At 72.4% G+C, this 14,755-nt stretch carries 10 protein-coding genes; 4 read left to right on the top strand and 6 right to left on the bottom strand.

The genetic code is table 11. The features are described from left to right. Positions 1–98: 98 nt before the first annotated feature. Both SH922_RS05170 and SH922_RS05165 read left to right on the top strand, forming a co-directional pair. Positions 99–1,265 carry an exonuclease SbcCD subunit D gene (locus SH922_RS05170; protein ID WP_393055145.1) on the top strand — a complete coding sequence of 389 codons (1,167 nt, stop codon included), beginning with the start codon at positions 99–101 and terminating at the stop codon, positions 1,263–1,265. Further along, the gene (locus SH922_RS05165; protein ID WP_393055143.1) at positions 1,262–4,324 is read left to right on the top strand and encodes an AAA family ATPase; all 3,063 of its coding nucleotides are present in this window, start codon (positions 1,262–1,264) and stop codon (positions 4,322–4,324) included. The genes SH922_RS05170 and SH922_RS05165 overlap by 4 nt, the downstream gene beginning before the upstream one ends. Here SH922_RS05165 and SH922_RS05160 read toward each other — a convergent pair. Then, a complete protein-coding gene (locus SH922_RS05160; RefSeq protein ID WP_393055141.1) occupies positions 4,314–4,760 on the bottom strand; it encodes an Lrp/AsnC family transcriptional regulator in 447 nt (148 codons plus the stop codon). The genes SH922_RS05165 and SH922_RS05160 overlap by 11 nt on opposite strands. 92 nt (positions 4,761–4,852) lie before the next feature. On the opposite strand from SH922_RS05160, the gene SH922_RS05155 reads away from it, so the two are divergent. Then, on the top strand, positions 4,853–5,353 hold the full coding sequence (locus SH922_RS05155; RefSeq protein WP_393055139.1) for a rhodanese-like domain-containing protein: 501 nt from the start codon (positions 4,853–4,855) through the stop codon (positions 5,351–5,353). 53 nt (positions 5,354–5,406) lie between these two features. On the opposite strand, the gene SH922_RS05150 is transcribed toward SH922_RS05155, so the two are convergent. Further along, positions 5,407–7,092 carry a DUF885 domain-containing protein gene (locus SH922_RS05150; RefSeq protein ID WP_393055137.1) on the bottom strand — a complete coding sequence of 562 codons (1,686 nt, stop codon included), beginning with the start codon at positions 7,090–7,092 and terminating at the stop codon, positions 5,407–5,409. 35 nt (positions 7,093–7,127) lie between these two features. Beyond that, a complete protein-coding gene (locus tag SH922_RS05145; protein ID WP_393055135.1) occupies positions 7,128–7,649 on the bottom strand; it encodes an Lrp/AsnC family transcriptional regulator in 522 nt (173 codons plus the stop codon). 59 nt (positions 7,650–7,708) lie between these two features. On the opposite strand from SH922_RS05145, the gene SH922_RS05140 reads away from it, so the two are divergent. Then, complete coding sequence (locus SH922_RS05140; RefSeq protein ID WP_393055133.1) at positions 7,709–8,950, top strand: trans-sulfuration enzyme family protein; 1,242 nt, start codon at positions 7,709–7,711, stop codon at positions 8,948–8,950. Here the strand turns inward: SH922_RS05140 and SH922_RS05135 are convergent. The 3 genes from SH922_RS05135 to SH922_RS05125 all read right to left on the bottom strand — a co-directional run bounded on the left by SH922_RS05135 (position 8,886) and on the right by SH922_RS05125 (position 14,742). Further along, positions 8,886–10,286, bottom strand: coding sequence for a GNAT family N-acetyltransferase (locus SH922_RS05135; RefSeq protein ID WP_393063469.1), 1,401 nt, complete (start codon positions 10,284–10,286; stop codon positions 8,886–8,888). The genes SH922_RS05140 and SH922_RS05135 overlap by 65 nt on opposite strands. Positions 10,287–10,711: 425 nt before the next feature. Further along, positions 10,712–13,372, bottom strand: a complete 2,661-nt coding sequence (locus tag SH922_RS05130) for a DUF6493 family protein (protein WP_393055131.1) — start codon at positions 13,370–13,372, stop codon at positions 10,712–10,714. Then, positions 13,369–14,742: an SWIM zinc finger family protein gene (locus tag SH922_RS05125; protein WP_393055129.1), complete on the bottom strand. Its 1,374-nt coding sequence runs from the start codon at positions 14,740–14,742 to the stop codon at positions 13,369–13,371. The genes SH922_RS05130 and SH922_RS05125 overlap by 4 nt, the downstream gene beginning before the upstream one ends. Positions 14,743–14,755 lie beyond the last annotated feature (13 nt).

Genomic DNA, 14,755 nt, shown 5'->3' with positions numbered 1-14,755 from the left:
GTGGTGGGCGCCGGCACCGGGGCCCTGAGCCGGCGCGGTGCGCGGCCGGGCCGGACCCGGGGGACGAGGAAACGAAACATGCAGGTCGGAGCCGGCTCTTGAGGATTTTGCACACATCGGACTGGCACCTGGGCCGGTCGTTCCACCGCGTCTCGTTGCACGAGGCACAGGCCGCCTACCTCGACCACCTGGTGGCCACCGTGCGTGAGCGGGAGGTGGACGTCGTGCTCGTGGCGGGTGACGTGTACGACAGGGCCGTGCCCCCGCTCTCCGCCGTGGAGCTCTTCGACGACGCGCTGCACCGGCTCGCCGCTGCCGGGGTGGCCACCGTGATGATCTCGGGGAACCACGACTCCGCCCGGCGGCTCGGCGTCGGCGCGGGACTCATCGGGCGGGCCGGCATCCATCTACGGACCGACCCCGCCCACTGCGCCACCCCCGTCGTCATCCCGGACGCGCACGGCGACGTGGCGTTCTACGGTCTCCCCTATCTCGAACCCGCCCTCGTCAAGGACGTGTTCAAGGCGGAGCGGGCCGGGCACGAGGCCGTGCTGACGGCCGCCATGGACCGGGTCCGCGCCGATCTTGCCGAGCGGCCGGACACCACCCGGTCCGTGGTCCTCGCCCACGCCTTCGTCGCGGGCGGCGAGCCGAGCGACAGCGAACGCGACATCACGGTCGGCGGAGTGGCGGCCGTCCCCGCCGGCGTCTTCGACGGGGTCGACTACGTGGCGCTCGGGCATCTGCACGGCTGCCAGACGGTCGCCGAGCGCGTCCGGTACTCCGGCTCCCCGCTCGCGTACTCCTTCTCGGAGGCCACCCACCGCAAGACGATGTGGCTGATCGACCTCGACGCCACCGGCACGATCGCCGCAGAGCGGATCGACTGCCCGGTGCCCCGTCCGCTCGCCCGGCTCCGGGGCCGGCTCGACACCCTCCTGGACGACCCCGCACTCGACCGGCACGAACACTCCTGGGTCGAGGCCACCCTCACCGACCCCGTCCGCCCGGCCGAGCCGATGGCCCGGCTCGTCGAGCGCTTCCCGTACACGCTGAGCCTCGTCCTCGAACCGGACCGGGCACCCGACGACCCGGACACCTCCTACGCCCAGCGGCTGCGGGGACGCGACGACCAGAGCATCGCGGAGGACTTCGTGGCCCATGTCCGCGGCGGATACGGCATCGACGAGCACGAGCGGACCGTGCTGCGCAGCGCCTTCGACCACGTACGGGTCGACGACGGAGTGCGTGAGGTGAACCGATGAGGCTCCACCGGCTCGACATCACGGCCTTCGGCCCGTTCGGCACCACTCAGGAGATCGACTTCGACACGCTCTCCGCGGCCGGGCTCTTTCTGCTGCACGGACCGACCGGCGCCGGCAAGACCTCGGTCCTCGACGCCGTCTGCTACGCCCTGTACGGGGCGGTACCCGGTGCCCGGCAGAGCCCCGGCACCTCGCTCCGCAGCGACCACGCCCCGGCGGACCTGCCCACCGAGGTCCGGCTCGAACTCACCGTCGGCGGGCGCCGCCTGGAGATCACCCGGCGCCCCGCCCAGCCCCGCCCCAAGAAGCGGGGCGGCGGCCACACCACGGAGAAGGCGCAGAGCTGGCTGCGTGCGTACGACGCCGAGCACGGCTGGCGGGCGCTGAGCCGCTCGCACCAGGAGATCGGTGAGGAGATCACGCAGCTCATCGGGATGAGCCGGGAACAGTTCTGCCAGGTGGTGCTCCTGCCGCAGGGCGACTTCGCCCGCTTCCTGCGGGCCGACGCGGAGGCCCGCGGCAAGCTGCTCGGCAGGCTCTTCGACACCCGCCGCTTCGCGGCCGTCGAGGAGCGCCTCGCCGATCTCCGCCGGGCCGCCGAGAACCAGGTCAGGGCCGGGGACGAACAGACCCTCGCCCTCGCCCAGCGGATCGCCCAGGCCGCAGGACCGGCCGGGCGCGAATGCCCGATGCCGGACGTCCAGCCGGGCGAACCGGGACTCGCGGACGCCGTACTGGCCTGGGCCGCGACGGCCCGCAGCAGCGCCCGGGAGCGGCTGGACATCGCCGCCGAGGTGCTGTCCGCGGCCGACAGCCGCCATGCGGCCGCCGGGTCCGCTCTCGACGCCGAACGGGAACTGGCCGCACTTCAGCAGCGGTACGCCGAGACCAGGCGTCGCGCCGCCGCATCGGAGGCGGGCCGGTCCGGACACGACGACGCCCAGGAACAGCTGAGCCGTGCCCGCAAGGCGGACCGCGTCGCCCCGGCACTGGAACTGCGCGACGAAGCCGAGCGGGCGTACCGACGCGCGAGCGCGGCCCGCGACCACTCGCGGTCCCGGCTGCCGGCCAGCCTGGCCGACGCCGGCGCCGAGCAACTGGCGGCCCTGGAACGCAGACTGCGCGAGGAACTCGGCGGACTGGACGCCGCGCGCCGCGCCGAGCGGCGCAGCGCGGAGATCGACAGCGAACGCACCGCGCTGGAGCGGCAGGCGCGGGCCGATGACGAACTGATCCGTGACGCCGAGGGCTGGCTGGCCGGCTGGGAGGCCACCCGCAGCGGGCTGCACGCCCGTATCGAAGCCGCGCAGGAGGCCGCGACCCGTGCCGAACTGCTGGCCGGCCGGCTGGATCCGGCCCGGCGACGTCTGGACGCGGCCCGCCGCCGGGACGCGCTGGCGGCCGAGTCGTCCGCCGCCGAGAACCAGCTCGCCGGGGCCCGCGAGCGCGCCCTCGGTACCCGTGAGGACTGGCTCGACCTGCGCGAGCGACGGCTGCGCGACATCGCGGCCGAACTCGCCCGTGAACTCGTCGAGGGCGAGGCCTGCACCGTCTGCGGCTCCGCCGACCATCCGAAGCCGGCCCGCGCCGGGGACGGGCATGTCGACCAGGCGACGGAGGAGGCCGCGGAGGCTGCCCACCGGCGTGCCGAGCAGGCGCGCACCGAGGCGGAGCACGCGCTCGGAGCCGTACGCGAACGGTATGCGGCAGCGCGTGCCGAGGCCGTGGAGGGCGTGGAAGCGGCCGGCGCCGGCAACGCGTCGGACGCCGGCACGGCGGCAGACCCGACGGTCGGCGCACTTGCCGAGCTCGTGGACACGCTGACCCGTGAGCACGCGCGGGCGTACCGGACCGCCGCCGGGATGCACGCCGCACGCGAGGCGCTCGCGGCCGCCGAACGAGAGCAGGCGCAGCGGGCCGAGGACCGGCAGCAGGCCGAACGCCGGGCCTCGGCCCGCACCTCCCGGCGCGAGGGCCTCGACGGTGAACAGGCCGCCCTGGAAGAGATGCTGACGCAGGCACGCGGCGAGTCGGGCAGCGTCACCGAACACGCCGCCCTCCTGCAGAACCGGGTCACTCTGCTCGTCGAGGCGGCCACGACGGTGCGCGAGGAAGAGAGCGCGGCAGCGCGGCTGAAGGAGGCCGACGACCGGCTCGCGGACGCCGCGTTCCGGGCCGGCTTCGAGACGCCGCAGGCCGCGGCCGACACCCTGCTCGCCGACTCCGGACAACGCGCGCTGCAGCACCGTATCGACGCCTGGCAGGCCGAGGCGGCGGCGGTGGCCGACCGGCTTGCCGAAACCGGCGCCCGGGCGGCCGCCGACTGTGCCCCGGCCGCTCCGGAGGCCGCGCGTACGGCGTACGACGCGGCCGAACACCTGCTGCGGGACGCGTCGGCAGCCCTCGCGTCGGCACGGGAACGCTGCACCGAGCTCGGCCGGCTCTCCCGCCGCGCGGCCGACGAGGTGCGTGGCCTGGGACCGGTCCGAGAGGAGTACGAACGGGTCGCACGGCTCGCCGGGCTCACCGCAGGCACGTCCGCGGACAACGAACGCAAGATGCGGCTGGAGTCGTACGTGCTCGCCGCCCGTCTCGAACAGGTGGCGGCGGCCGCCACCGCCCGGCTCCGGCGGATGTCGTCGGGCCGCTACCAGCTGGTCCACTCCGACGCCCGGACGGGAGGCCGTCGGGCCGGTCTCGGTCTGCACGTCATCGACGCCTGGACGGGGCGCGAACGTGACACGGCCACCCTCTCCGGCGGCGAGACGTTCTTCGCCTCGCTCGCCCTGGCGCTCGGCCTCGCGGACGTGGTCACCGACGAGGCGGGCGGCGTACGGCTGGACACCCTGTTCATCGACGAGGGCTTCGGCAGCCTCGACGAGCAGACCCTCGACGAGGTGCTCGACGTGCTGGACTCCCTGCGCGAACGGGACCGCAGCGTCGGCATCGTCAGCCATGTCGGCGATCTGCGCCGGCGTGTCCCCGCCCAGCTCGAAGTGGTGAAGGAACGGCACGGATCGGCCGTTCGGCACCGGGCCGCGGACGGAGTCAGCGACTGACCGCCCGCCTCGGCAGCGGCGAGGAGTAGACGACACTGGTGGTCACGGATCCGAGGGCGCCGATCTTCCCCGAGACCGCCTCCAGGTGCTTCATGGAGCGAGCCGTCACCTTCAGCACGAAGCAGTCGTCGCCGGTGACGTGGTGGGCCTCCACGACCTCCGGTGTCGTGTCGAGGAGGTCGTGGAAGGGCTTGTAGTTGCCGTGCGGATACCGCAGCCGTACGAGGGCGAGAATCGGCAGACCGAGGCGCTCCGGGTCGACCACCGCCGCGTAGCCGCTGATGATCCCGGCCTCTTCCAGCCGGCGTACTCGCTCCGTCACGGCGCTCGACGACATGGCGACCGCCCGCGCGAGCTCGGCGAACGTCGCGCGTCCCTCGCGCTGCAGGACGTCGAGAATGCGCCAGTCGGTGGCGTCCGGGGAATAGTCGGTCATGCGAGAAGGAAACAGGGAATTCCCCGGCGGAACAAGTGGTGTGCCGGGGATCTCCTCTTCCGGCGAACGATCACCGGTCATAGATTCGCACCATGACTTCGCAGCTCACCGCCACCGCCACCGGCACTGCAACGAACCCGGTGCTTCGCGTCCCGCCCGCGGCTCCGGCCGTGGCCGCCGCCTACTTCGGCGCCTCGCTCGCCTTCCACGCCGATGTCTCGGACGTCGCCGCGGCACTGGCGGCCGACGGCGACCCCGGCTTCGTACTCCTCGACTCCCGCTCCACCGCGTCCTGGGACCAGGGGCACGTCCCCGGGGCGCTGCATCTGCCGACGGCGCTCATCGCCGAGCAGGCACGGCAACTTCTCGACCCCGCCGTGCCCGTGGTCACCTACTGCTGGGGACCCGGATGCAACGGCGCCACCCGTGCCGCGCTCGCCCTCGCCGAACTCGGTTACCAGGTCAAGGAGATGCTCGGCGGTTTCGAGTACTGGGCGCGGGAGGGCTTCGAGTTCGAGACCTGGCAGGGGCTTGAGCGGCGCACAGCGGACCCGCTCACGGCACCGGACGAATCCGACGACTGCGGGTGCTGACACCGTCCGGCCGGTTCCCGGACGGCATGTCCGGGAACCGGCCGGCACTCCTGTCAGAGCTTCGACAGCTCGTCGACCAGATCGTCCAGACCCAGCGGCCCCTGGGACAGGGCAGCCATGTGCCAGGACTTGAGGTCGAAGTCGTCACCGTGCGCCGCGCGGGCGTTCTCCCGGCCGAGCAGCCAGGCGCGCTCGCCCAGCTTGTAGCCGATGGCCTGACCCGGCATGGAGAGATAGCGGGTCAGCTCGCTCTCCACGAAATCGGCGGGCCGGCCGCTGTGGTTGCCGAAGAACTCCTGGGCCAGCTCCGGCGTCCACCGCTCACCGGGGTGGAACGGCGAGTCGGCAGGGATCTCCAGCTCCGCGTGCATGCCGATGTCCACGATCACCCGGCAGGCCCGCATCATCTGGGCGTCCAGGTAGCCCAGCCGGCGCTCGGCGTCGGGCAGGAAGCCCAGCTCGTCCATCAGGCGCTCCGCGTACAGCGCCCAGCCCTCGGCGTTCGCGCTGACGATGCCGATGGACGCCTGGTAGCGCGAGAGGCTCTCGGCGACATGGGCCCACTGGGCGAGTTGGAGGTGATGGCCGGGGACGCCCTCGTGGTACCAGGTGGAGACCAGGTCGTACACCGGGAACCGGGTCTCGCCCATCGTCGGCAGCCAGGTGCGTCCGGGGCGCGAGAAGTCCTCGGACGGGCCCGTGTAGTACGGCGCCGCGGCGCCGCCGGGGGGAGCGATGCGGGACTCCACCTTGCGGACTCGTTCGGCGAGTTCGAAGTGCGTACCGTCCAGGGCCTCGATCGCCTCGTCCATCAGGCCCTGCAGCCACGCCTGGACCTCGTCGACCCCCTCGATGTGCTTGCCGTGCACATCGAGATGGGCCAGTGCCTCCCAGGGACCAGCGCCCGGCAGCACCTTCTCGGCCTCGGTCCGCATCTCGGCGAGCAGCCGGTGGTATTCCGACCAGCCGTACGCGTAGGCCTCGTCGAGATCCAGGTCGGTGCCGTTGAAGTAGCGCGACCAGCGGGCGTACCGCTCGCGGCCCACCGTGTCCGGCGCGCCCTCGATCGAGGGGGCGTACACCTCGCGCATCCAGTCCCGCAGCTCCTCCAGCGACCGGGTCGCCTGCGCCGCGGCGGTGACCAGTCCGGTGCGCAGCGTGTCCGGGCCGGCGGCGGCGAAGTCCTGGAAGAACCCCGTCGTGCCGTCGCCGATCCATTCGTCGAGCTGGCCGATGAAGGTGGTGGTGGCGCGCGGACCGCCGTACAGCTTCCGCTCCAGGCCGAGCGCGAGGGACTCGCGGTAGCCGGAGAGCGCGGCCGGAACCGCCTTGAGCCGCTCGACGACGGCCGCCCAGTCCTCGTCCGTCTCGGTGGGCGTCACCGTGAACACCTCACGGATCGAGTGGGCCGGAGAATGCAGATTGGAAACGGCCCGCAGTGCCTCGTCGGCCTCGTGGACGGCGAGTTCGGCCGTCAGGCGCTCGCGGAGGAGGCGGCCGCAACGGCGCTCGGCGTCATCGGCGGCGCCGGGGAGCTGCTCCGCGCGGTCCAGCCGCGCGAGCGTGGTGCGGGCCAGCTCGGCGAGTGCTTCCTGGCCGGCGGGGGAGAAGTCGGGAAGGCGGCGCGAGCTTTCCGCGACACCCAGATAGGTGCCGGAGATCGGATCGAGTTCGATAAACGCGTCGACGTAGGCGTCGGCGACCTGGCGGGGCAGCGCGCTGTTCGGAGTGTCTGGCATATGGACATCCTCGTACGGGGAGGGCCTCCGCGTCACTACCGATCGGCACCGTGGGCCTGACCCGGACCCGCCTCGGCCGTCCGGGCGGCGGGCGGCAGCAGCGGACCGCATTCCCACTGCTGGAATATCAACCGCGTCTCCACGCGGGCCACTTCGCGCCGTGAGGTGAACTCGTCCAGGACCAGACGCTGAAGATCGGCGGTGTCGGTCACCGCCACATGGACCAGATAGTCGTCGGGGCCGGTCAGATGGAACAGCGCACGGGACTCGGGCAGCGTCCTGATCCGGTCGACGAACGGGCCGATGAGCTCCCGGCGGTGCGGCCGGACCTGCACGGAGAGAAGTGCCTCAAGACCGCGGCCCATCCTGGCCGGGTCCAGTCGCAGCTGATGGCCGAGGATGACGCCCGTGCGGCGCAGCCTGGTGACCCGGTCCAGACAGGTCGAGGGAGCGACCCCGACCTCGGCCGCGAGCTCGCGGTACGTGGTCCGGGCATCGTTCTGAAGCAGCCGCAGAATGTGCAGATCCACCGTGTCGAGAGCGACGGAATCAGTCATTCACCGAACGTAGCACGGGCTAATACGCGTCTGTCCCGGTGACTGTTCAGAGTGGGTGCATGGACACCCAATCCTCGATGGCGCCCTCGACGACACCCCCGTACCGGGCGCCGGCCACCGAAGCCGTGCACGCCGGACGCGAAGACCTCGCAGCACTCGGCCTGCACGCCCCGCCGATCGACCTGTCCACCACCTACCCCTCGTACGACTCCAGGGGCGAGGCGGAACGGATCGACTCCTTCGCCGCCACCGGCGCCCGGCTCGACGGGCCGCCCGTCTACGCCCGGCTCGACAATCCGACCACTGCCCGTTTCGAGACGGCCCTGGCCCGCCTCGAAGGGACCGCGAGCGCCGTGGCGTTCGCCAGCGGGATGGCCGCACTCACCGCAGTCCTGCTGGCCCGCGCGAGCATGGGGCTGCGCCATGTGGTGGCCGTCCGCCCGCTTTACGGCTGCAGCGACCATCTCCTGGGTGCCGGGCTCCTCGGCACGGAGGTGACCTGGACGGATCCTGCGGGCATCGCCGAGGCGATCCGCCCCGACACGGGCCTGGTGATCGTCGAGACGCCCGCGAACCCGACCCTTGCGGAAGTGGACATCCGGGCGGTCGCGCACTCCTGCGGCTCGGTGCCGCTGTTGGTCGACAACACCTTCGCCACACCGGTTCTCCAGCGGCCCGTCGAACACGGGGCACGGATCGTGCTGCACAGCGCGACGAAGTACCTGGGGGGCCACGGTGATGTGATGGGCGGAGTCGTCGCCTGCGACGAGGAGTTCGCGGCCCGGCTGCGCCAAGTTCGCTTCGCCACCGGCGGGGTGCTGCACCCGATGGCGGGATACCTGCTGCTGCGTGGTCTCGCCACACTGCCGGTGCGCGTCAGGGCCGCGTCCGCGAACGCCGCGGAACTCGCCCGCCGGCTCTCCGCCGACCCGAGGATCGCCCGCGTGCACTACCCGGAACTGGGCGGCGCGATGGTCTCCTTCGAGGTGTACGGGAACCCGCACGGGGTGATCGCCGCGGTACGGCTGATCACGCCCGCGGTCAGTCTCGGCAGCGTGGACACCCTGATCCAGCACCCGGCCTCCATCAGCCACCGCATTGTGGATGAAGGAGACCGGCAGTCCTCGGGGGTCGGCGACCGGCTGCTGCGCATGTCGGTCGGGCTGGAGGACGTGGAAGACCTTTGGGCCGATCTCTGCCAGGCGCTGAGCGGCGAGGAGCCCGTACGTCAGGCGGTCAGCGCTCCGCCTGCTCGTACGGCGGCAGGGGCCGTACCGGCGTCGCACCCAGTCGGGCGGTGATCACGAGCGTCCCCTCCTCGATCTGGTAGTCGAGCGGCAGCGAGAGCGCGCGCATGGCCGCGACCATCCCGGTGTTCGATGCCTGGGTGACGGCGTAGATGCTCTCGCAGCCCGCCTCGACGGCGAGCGCCACCAGGCGGCCCAGCAGCTCGGAGCCGATGCCGCGGCGCTGCCAGTCGTCCTCGACGAGCAGGGCGACCTCGGTCTCGTCACCGTCCCAGAGGAGATGGCCGAGGGCCACCGTCCGGCCGGAGGCCGTCTGCACGGCGAGGGTGCGGCCGAAGCGGGGGCTCAGCAGGTGGTCGAGGTAGCGGTCGGCGTCCCGGACCGGTCCGTGGTAGCGCAGTCGCAGGGTCTGTTCCGAGCAGCGGTCGTGCATGGCCCTGGCCGCCTCGAGGTCGCTGCGGTCCGCCCGGCGCACGGTGATCGCGTTGCCCTCGGGCAAGGTGAGTACGTGCTCGCTGCGCGGGACGCGGGGGCCGAGCCGGGCGTCGAGCTCGACCAGGGCGCGTGCCCGGGCGAACTCCGTCGGCGTGAAGGGGAGATAGGGACGCTCGACGGTGATGACGCCGCCCGACGGATCGCGCAGCCGCATCACCGTCTCCTCCAGCACCCCCTCGACTGGTGCGGATTCACCGGTGGCGCGTCCGGTGATCGACACGGCGGGGAGCGAGTGGATGGTGCACCGGCCGAGCAGCTGGCGCAGGGCCAGGGGGAGTTCCGCGGCGTCGAGAGCCGTGCGGGTGGCGAGGCCGAGCACCCGCGTCGGTGCGTCCACCAGGTCGTGGGCGTCGGCGCGCTCGATCCAGGTGGAGCTTCCGCCGGCTTCGGAGATGGCCCGGGTCAGTTGCGCGGCCGGAAGCGCGGCGGGCGCACGCAGCAGGAACTCGTCGACCGTGCCCTCGGCCAACGGATGGGTCTGAAGGGTCAGGATGTCGATCCGGTGTCGGGCCAGCACGATGCAGAGCGCGGCCAGGCTGCCGGGGGCGTCCCGGACCGTCGTACGCATCCGCCACAGCACCGTCTCGGCCGCTGCGGCGTCGGGCGACGGGGCGTCGGACGCCGCGACCGGCTGAATGGCCGGGTCGTGCGAGACTCCCGGGCCCTCGGGATCCGGCGGTGGTGCGTGACTGTGCCGGTGTGCCCACCAGGTGTGGAAAGCGGCGGTGGCGGTCAGCGCCACGGCCGAGGCGATGAGCAGATACGGACCGTCCGGCTGGTGTCCGATCAGGTTGGCGATCGCGTCGGCGACGGCGACCGCTGTGAACAGGGCGGCGAGTTCAATGAGGTCCCGCCGCCAGTGGTGGGGGCGGCGGGCACTCTTCGCGGAGGTCACATCAGTCATGACCTCACTGTGACCGAGCGGTGTTGCCTGATCACGAACGCCTTGTGACCGATGGGTTAAGTATGGATCTAGTCGCCTATCGTCCAATTTTGGCCAGTTGGCAAGTCGTTTTTGAGCGAGGTCAGGGCGGCCCGATTCTCGTCCCGGGGTGGGAGGCGGTGCGGCGTTTCCGTCCCGCGTCGGCCGGGCGGGCGGTGCGGCGTTTCCGTCCCGCGTCGGCCGGGCGGGCGGTGCGGCGTTTCCGTCCCGCGTCGGCCGGGCGGGCGGTGCAGTCGGCCCCGGGAGCCGGCCCCGCGAGCCGGGCCCGCGAGCCGGGCCCGCGAGCCCGGCCGCGTGGGCGGGGTCGGGTCCGAAGCGCCGTTGCGTGTGATGCGGCCCCCGCGCCCGGCGGGACTCGTCTCGTCACCGGTGTCTCGTCACCCGGCCACCTCCTGGCAAGCGGCTTCCAGCCGAGCTGCCTGCTGGACCAGCTGGGTCGATCCGCCGCGCGCGGCCGTTGCGGCGAGTCCGGCTATCCGGCCGGTCTTCGGCGGCCCGCACTGCTCCGCGCACTCCGCAGCCACCGCGAGCAGATCGCTCAGCCCCCGTGGCGCCTGCTCGCGCGCGAGCAGCGCCGTCAGCACCGGGACCAGCACGGACAGCACCGTCCGGTACGCGCCCGTGGCGGCAGCGGTACGGGCGGCGGCCGCCAGCCGGCTGGGTTTCATCAGCTCCCGGTCGATGAGCACGCTCAGCTCCCCACCGAGGAGATTCGCGTCCAGCCGGCCCCGGGCGGCAAGGATCAGCAGGGCATCCACCGCCGACAACCGGTCCTCCGGGTAGCGGGCCCCGAGCCCGTGCGCCAGCGCGAGATGGATGGCGCCCTCGGCGGGGCCGTCCGTCTCGACGAGGGCGGGCAGCGGCCATGCGACACCTCGCTGGTCCTCGACGCACGTGAGGGACGGCAGGAGCCAGGCCGCCAGGGTCTCACCGTCCTCGGGCAGCGTGGCGATCCATTGTGGAGACGTGTCGCCCCAGTGGTAGCACCGTTGCTGTCGTGGGGAGTGCGGGCGTCCGAGCCAGTGGAAGGAACGGGGGAACTCCTTCTGAATGACCAGACGCTCCCTGGTGGCCGGCAGGACTTGCCGCGCCTTCACAGCGGACCGTTGCAACCAGCCCTGGGGTGCGGGCGCTTCGGTCTCCACACGGCGGCGTAGTACCGGCGCGACCGGTTCGTCCGCCCGGATCCAGGCGGCCAGCCGGCCGCCCTCCGCTGTGCCCATCGACGCGGCCCGCGCTGCCGCCTCCTCCCCGCCCGTGCGCCGAACCCGCAGCAGAGCCTGGCCGAAGTCGGCGGGCCCCGGCGTGACTCCGAGCCTTTGGTAGGTGAGCAATCGCTCGACCAGAGCCATCGGGTCGAGGGCACCGGTGTGCCAGGTGGGCGTGGCCAGCAGGAAGGGCAGTTCACCTGTCCGTATCGCGGCGGCGGCCTCCCACAGCCTTGCGTACAGCACGCCGTCGAGGGCCGCGTGGCAGCAGGTCCCCGTCGCCGTCCAGCGGGCACGGCCGTCTCCGACGGCCTCCTCCGACACCCGTCCGAGCAGTGATGCCGCAACGACCTGCAAGCCGTCGTGGTTCCTCGAGAACCGCCGGTCGATCTCGACCTGCGGGCCCGGCTCGGTCCACCACTGCCCGGCCAGCGCCGTGCGCAAGGCGTCGGCCAGGTCCGCACGTGCGTGGTGGGCGCACCGGATCAGTCCGTCCAGCGCCCGCTCGAAGTCGGTGACTTCCCGCGACCTGGAGCGCACCAGGGCAACTACCTCCTCGGTGAGCTCGGCGGTATCGGCGGGTGCCGGGTCGAGGCGTCGGGGAACCGGAACCGGCGGCAGCATCTCCTCGTAGGAGTCGACGGTCGGCCCGTCGACCAGCAAGTCGCCGAACACTGCGCGTGCCGTCGACCGGTGCACGGCGCCCAGTTGCGAAGCCATGCTCGCGAGATCCTCGCGGACTTCCGGCGTCGTGGCGGGAAGATGGCGGGCTACGAGTTTGAGTGCCCGCTCCTGGATACCGATGTCCGGGTGCTCGAAGGCCTCGGCGACCACCGGCAGCAGTTTCCCGGCACTTGAAGGAACTCGCCGCAGCACCCTGCCCAGCAGCACCAGCTGGGAACGCACCAACTTCTTCTCGGTACGGAAGAGGACCGAGCCGGAGACATCGGCCAGCCGCTCGATGGACAGCTCACCGTGTCCGTCGAGCCGGGCGAGCGCCTCCTGGGCGTGGCCGGCCACGGGCGACGGGCCGTCCCCGGCCATGGCGGCCCAGTCGGTGACCCGTGCAGCCTCCTCCCGGTCGGTGAGTTCGAGCCCCCGCAGAACCTGCAGACAGAACCGCATGTCCGTGGTCTTCCCGCCACGCACCAGGCGGGTGACGCAGTGGTCCAGCAGGGCGCCCCGGTCCAGCAGACCCTCCGCGGACAGGACGGTCAGCGCGGTCGGCCAGTGCTCGCCGGGGTCCTCAGTGGCGGCCCAGGTGACCGGCGGGGGCAGCTCGGGCATGTCCAGAAGGTGAGGTGCCAGCGCATCGAGGTGCGGCTCGGCGCGCAGGATGTCGATGAGCGGCCGCGGCGGCCTCTGCTGCCACCGCGCTCCGGCGACGCGCTCGGCCCATCCCCGCACGAGACCGTCGGAGACGGGGAGCGGACAGTCCGCCATCCGCACCAGTTCGAGAACGAGCCGGTACTCCGCCTCGGACTCGACGGTGCGGGCGGTCAGACGGCGAGCGAGATCGGCGAGCCAGGACGGATCGCGGCCGGCCAGAACCTCCAGCACCCACGGGTACGGCGAACGCACCCACTCGCGCTGCTCCCGTGCGCCGATCCAGGTCGCGCAACCCGCTGCCCCCGTGTGGCAGCCCGCTCCGGCCACCAGCACCGCCTTCCGGACGCGTGTGCGCTCGCCCCAGGGCCGGCTCCGCATCTCCTTGCGTATGGCCTTCAACTCGACCAGTGCCAGTCGGCGTTCGGCCCTGTCCAGGGGGGTGAGCAGCGCGGGGATGTCGTCCAGGCGGCCTTCGCGCACCGCCGTGATCAGCTCCTTCATCGAGCACCTCCTGCGACGGTCGCGCCCCGGCGGACCATACGGACGGCCAGCGCGTGCTTGCACGGGCCTCGCCGGCCGCGGTAGTCCGCCCACCACTGACACGTACAGCTCATTGCGCCGGCCTTGTCGCGGACCTGGTAGCGCCGGTCACCGGAGTTCACGGTGGCGAGGTCGCCGTCGAGGACGACCGCCCCGGTCCGAGCCAGCTGTCGTGCCGCTACCAGTCGCGGGTTGTGCCGCTCCGCCCGGTCCGCGTCATACGGCAGTTCACGGTGGAAATAGGCCGCGTCCGCGAGGTCGTACCCCACCCGGCCCGCCGTACCCAGCCGGGTGAGTGCTGCTCGGACACGCTCCACCGGCAGGCCCGACTGCTCCGCCAGGGCGGCAGGCTCGATCCGGGGCTCCCAGGCCAGCAGCACGGACACCAGTTCGGCATCGGCCGCGGCGTCGTCCGTGGCGAGTGCCTCCAGGACGCCGCCCTCCCCGGAGAAGCCGCGCGAGGCGTCGGGGGACAGTGTCAGGGTGAGCCGCATTCCGGGCAGCACCACCTCCCAGGCACTCGCGGTGGCGACGCCGTCGGCCAACGGCCCGTACACCCGCAGCGCCGTGGCGTACCGAAGGACGCGCTGCAGGGCGCCCAGCCGCTGGGGCCCCGGCAGGCAGACGGCTCCCGCCGCCGGCCGTGTCGTCGGCCGAAGCGTCCGGCCGGCTGGGACCACCCATTGCGCGCCGAGTGAGGCGCGGCCTGCCGAGCGGGGTATCGACCGCAGGAACCGGACCGCCTCCACCGCCGGGAGGTCGGCCCGCAGATCGAAGGCGGCGGATGCCACCTGAGCCTCGGCGAAGCCCCGAAGCCACCGGTCCGGCAGCGGGACCTTCTTCTCCACGACGGGGCCGTGCAGCGTGGTGACCGCCATCTCCTGCGGGCCCACCCGCAGATGGAGCGGATCATCGCCCGTCATCCGCGAAAGAGCGTCCCGCAGCGGATTGTTCACATCCACGTTGGTTGTTCCGTGACCCGTCTCCGCACCCTCCAGGCCCTCGCTGAGAACGTCGAGACGTGCGTAAACCCCGCAACATCCGGAGAAGGACTCAAAGCGCAGCCGGTCGCCGTTTCCCGTCACCACCGGGTCCAGCGAGGCCTGCAGAGTCCGCTGGTAGTAGCGCGCGGCCGCCACGTCCGCCACGGCCAGCAGCCCGCGTGCGGCGATGGACGGCGAGGCCAGGAACCCCTCGAAGAAACGGGGGTGGGGCTCGGCGCCGCGCGGAGTGAGCCCGCCCGCGGTCTCCAGGCCGAGCAACTGCCCTGCCTGCGAGGACTCCAGAGCGGACGGACGTGAGTAGGCCAGGGCCTGAACGGATCGGGTCATGAAAAAACCGTAG

The organism is Streptomyces sp. LN549, from assembly GCF_043203805.1.
GTDB lineage: Bacteria > Actinomycetota > Actinomycetes > Streptomycetales > Streptomycetaceae > Streptomyces.
Note: the sequence above shows the minus strand (reverse complement) of the source record. Positions and strands in the feature narration are given on the sequence as shown.

Bases quoted from the DNA above. Each gene is read 5' to 3' on its own strand.
- SH922_RS05165 (WP_393055143.1), top strand. From the start codon at position 1,262: ATGAGGCTCCACCGGCTCGACATCACGGCCTTCGGCCCGTTCGGCACC.
- SH922_RS05160 (WP_393055141.1), bottom strand. From the start codon at position 4,760: ATGACCGACTATTCCCCGGACGCCACCGACTGGCGCATTCTCGACGTC.
- SH922_RS05155 (WP_393055139.1), top strand. From the start codon at position 4,853: ATGACTTCGCAGCTCACCGCCACCGCCACCGGCACTGCAACGAACCCG.
- SH922_RS05150 (WP_393055137.1), bottom strand. From the start codon at position 7,092: ATGCCAGACACTCCGAACAGCGCGCTGCCCCGCCAGGTCGCCGACGCC.
- SH922_RS05145 (WP_393055135.1), bottom strand. From the start codon at position 7,649: ATGACTGATTCCGTCGCTCTCGACACGGTGGATCTGCACATTCTGCGG.
- SH922_RS05140 (WP_393055133.1), top strand. From the start codon at position 7,709: ATGGACACCCAATCCTCGATGGCGCCCTCGACGACACCCCCGTACCGG.
- SH922_RS05130 (WP_393055131.1), bottom strand. From the start codon at position 13,372: ATGAAGGAGCTGATCACGGCGGTGCGCGAAGGCCGCCTGGACGACATC.
- SH922_RS05125 (WP_393055129.1), bottom strand. From the start codon at position 14,742: ATGACCCGATCCGTTCAGGCCCTGGCCTACTCACGTCCGTCCGCTCTG.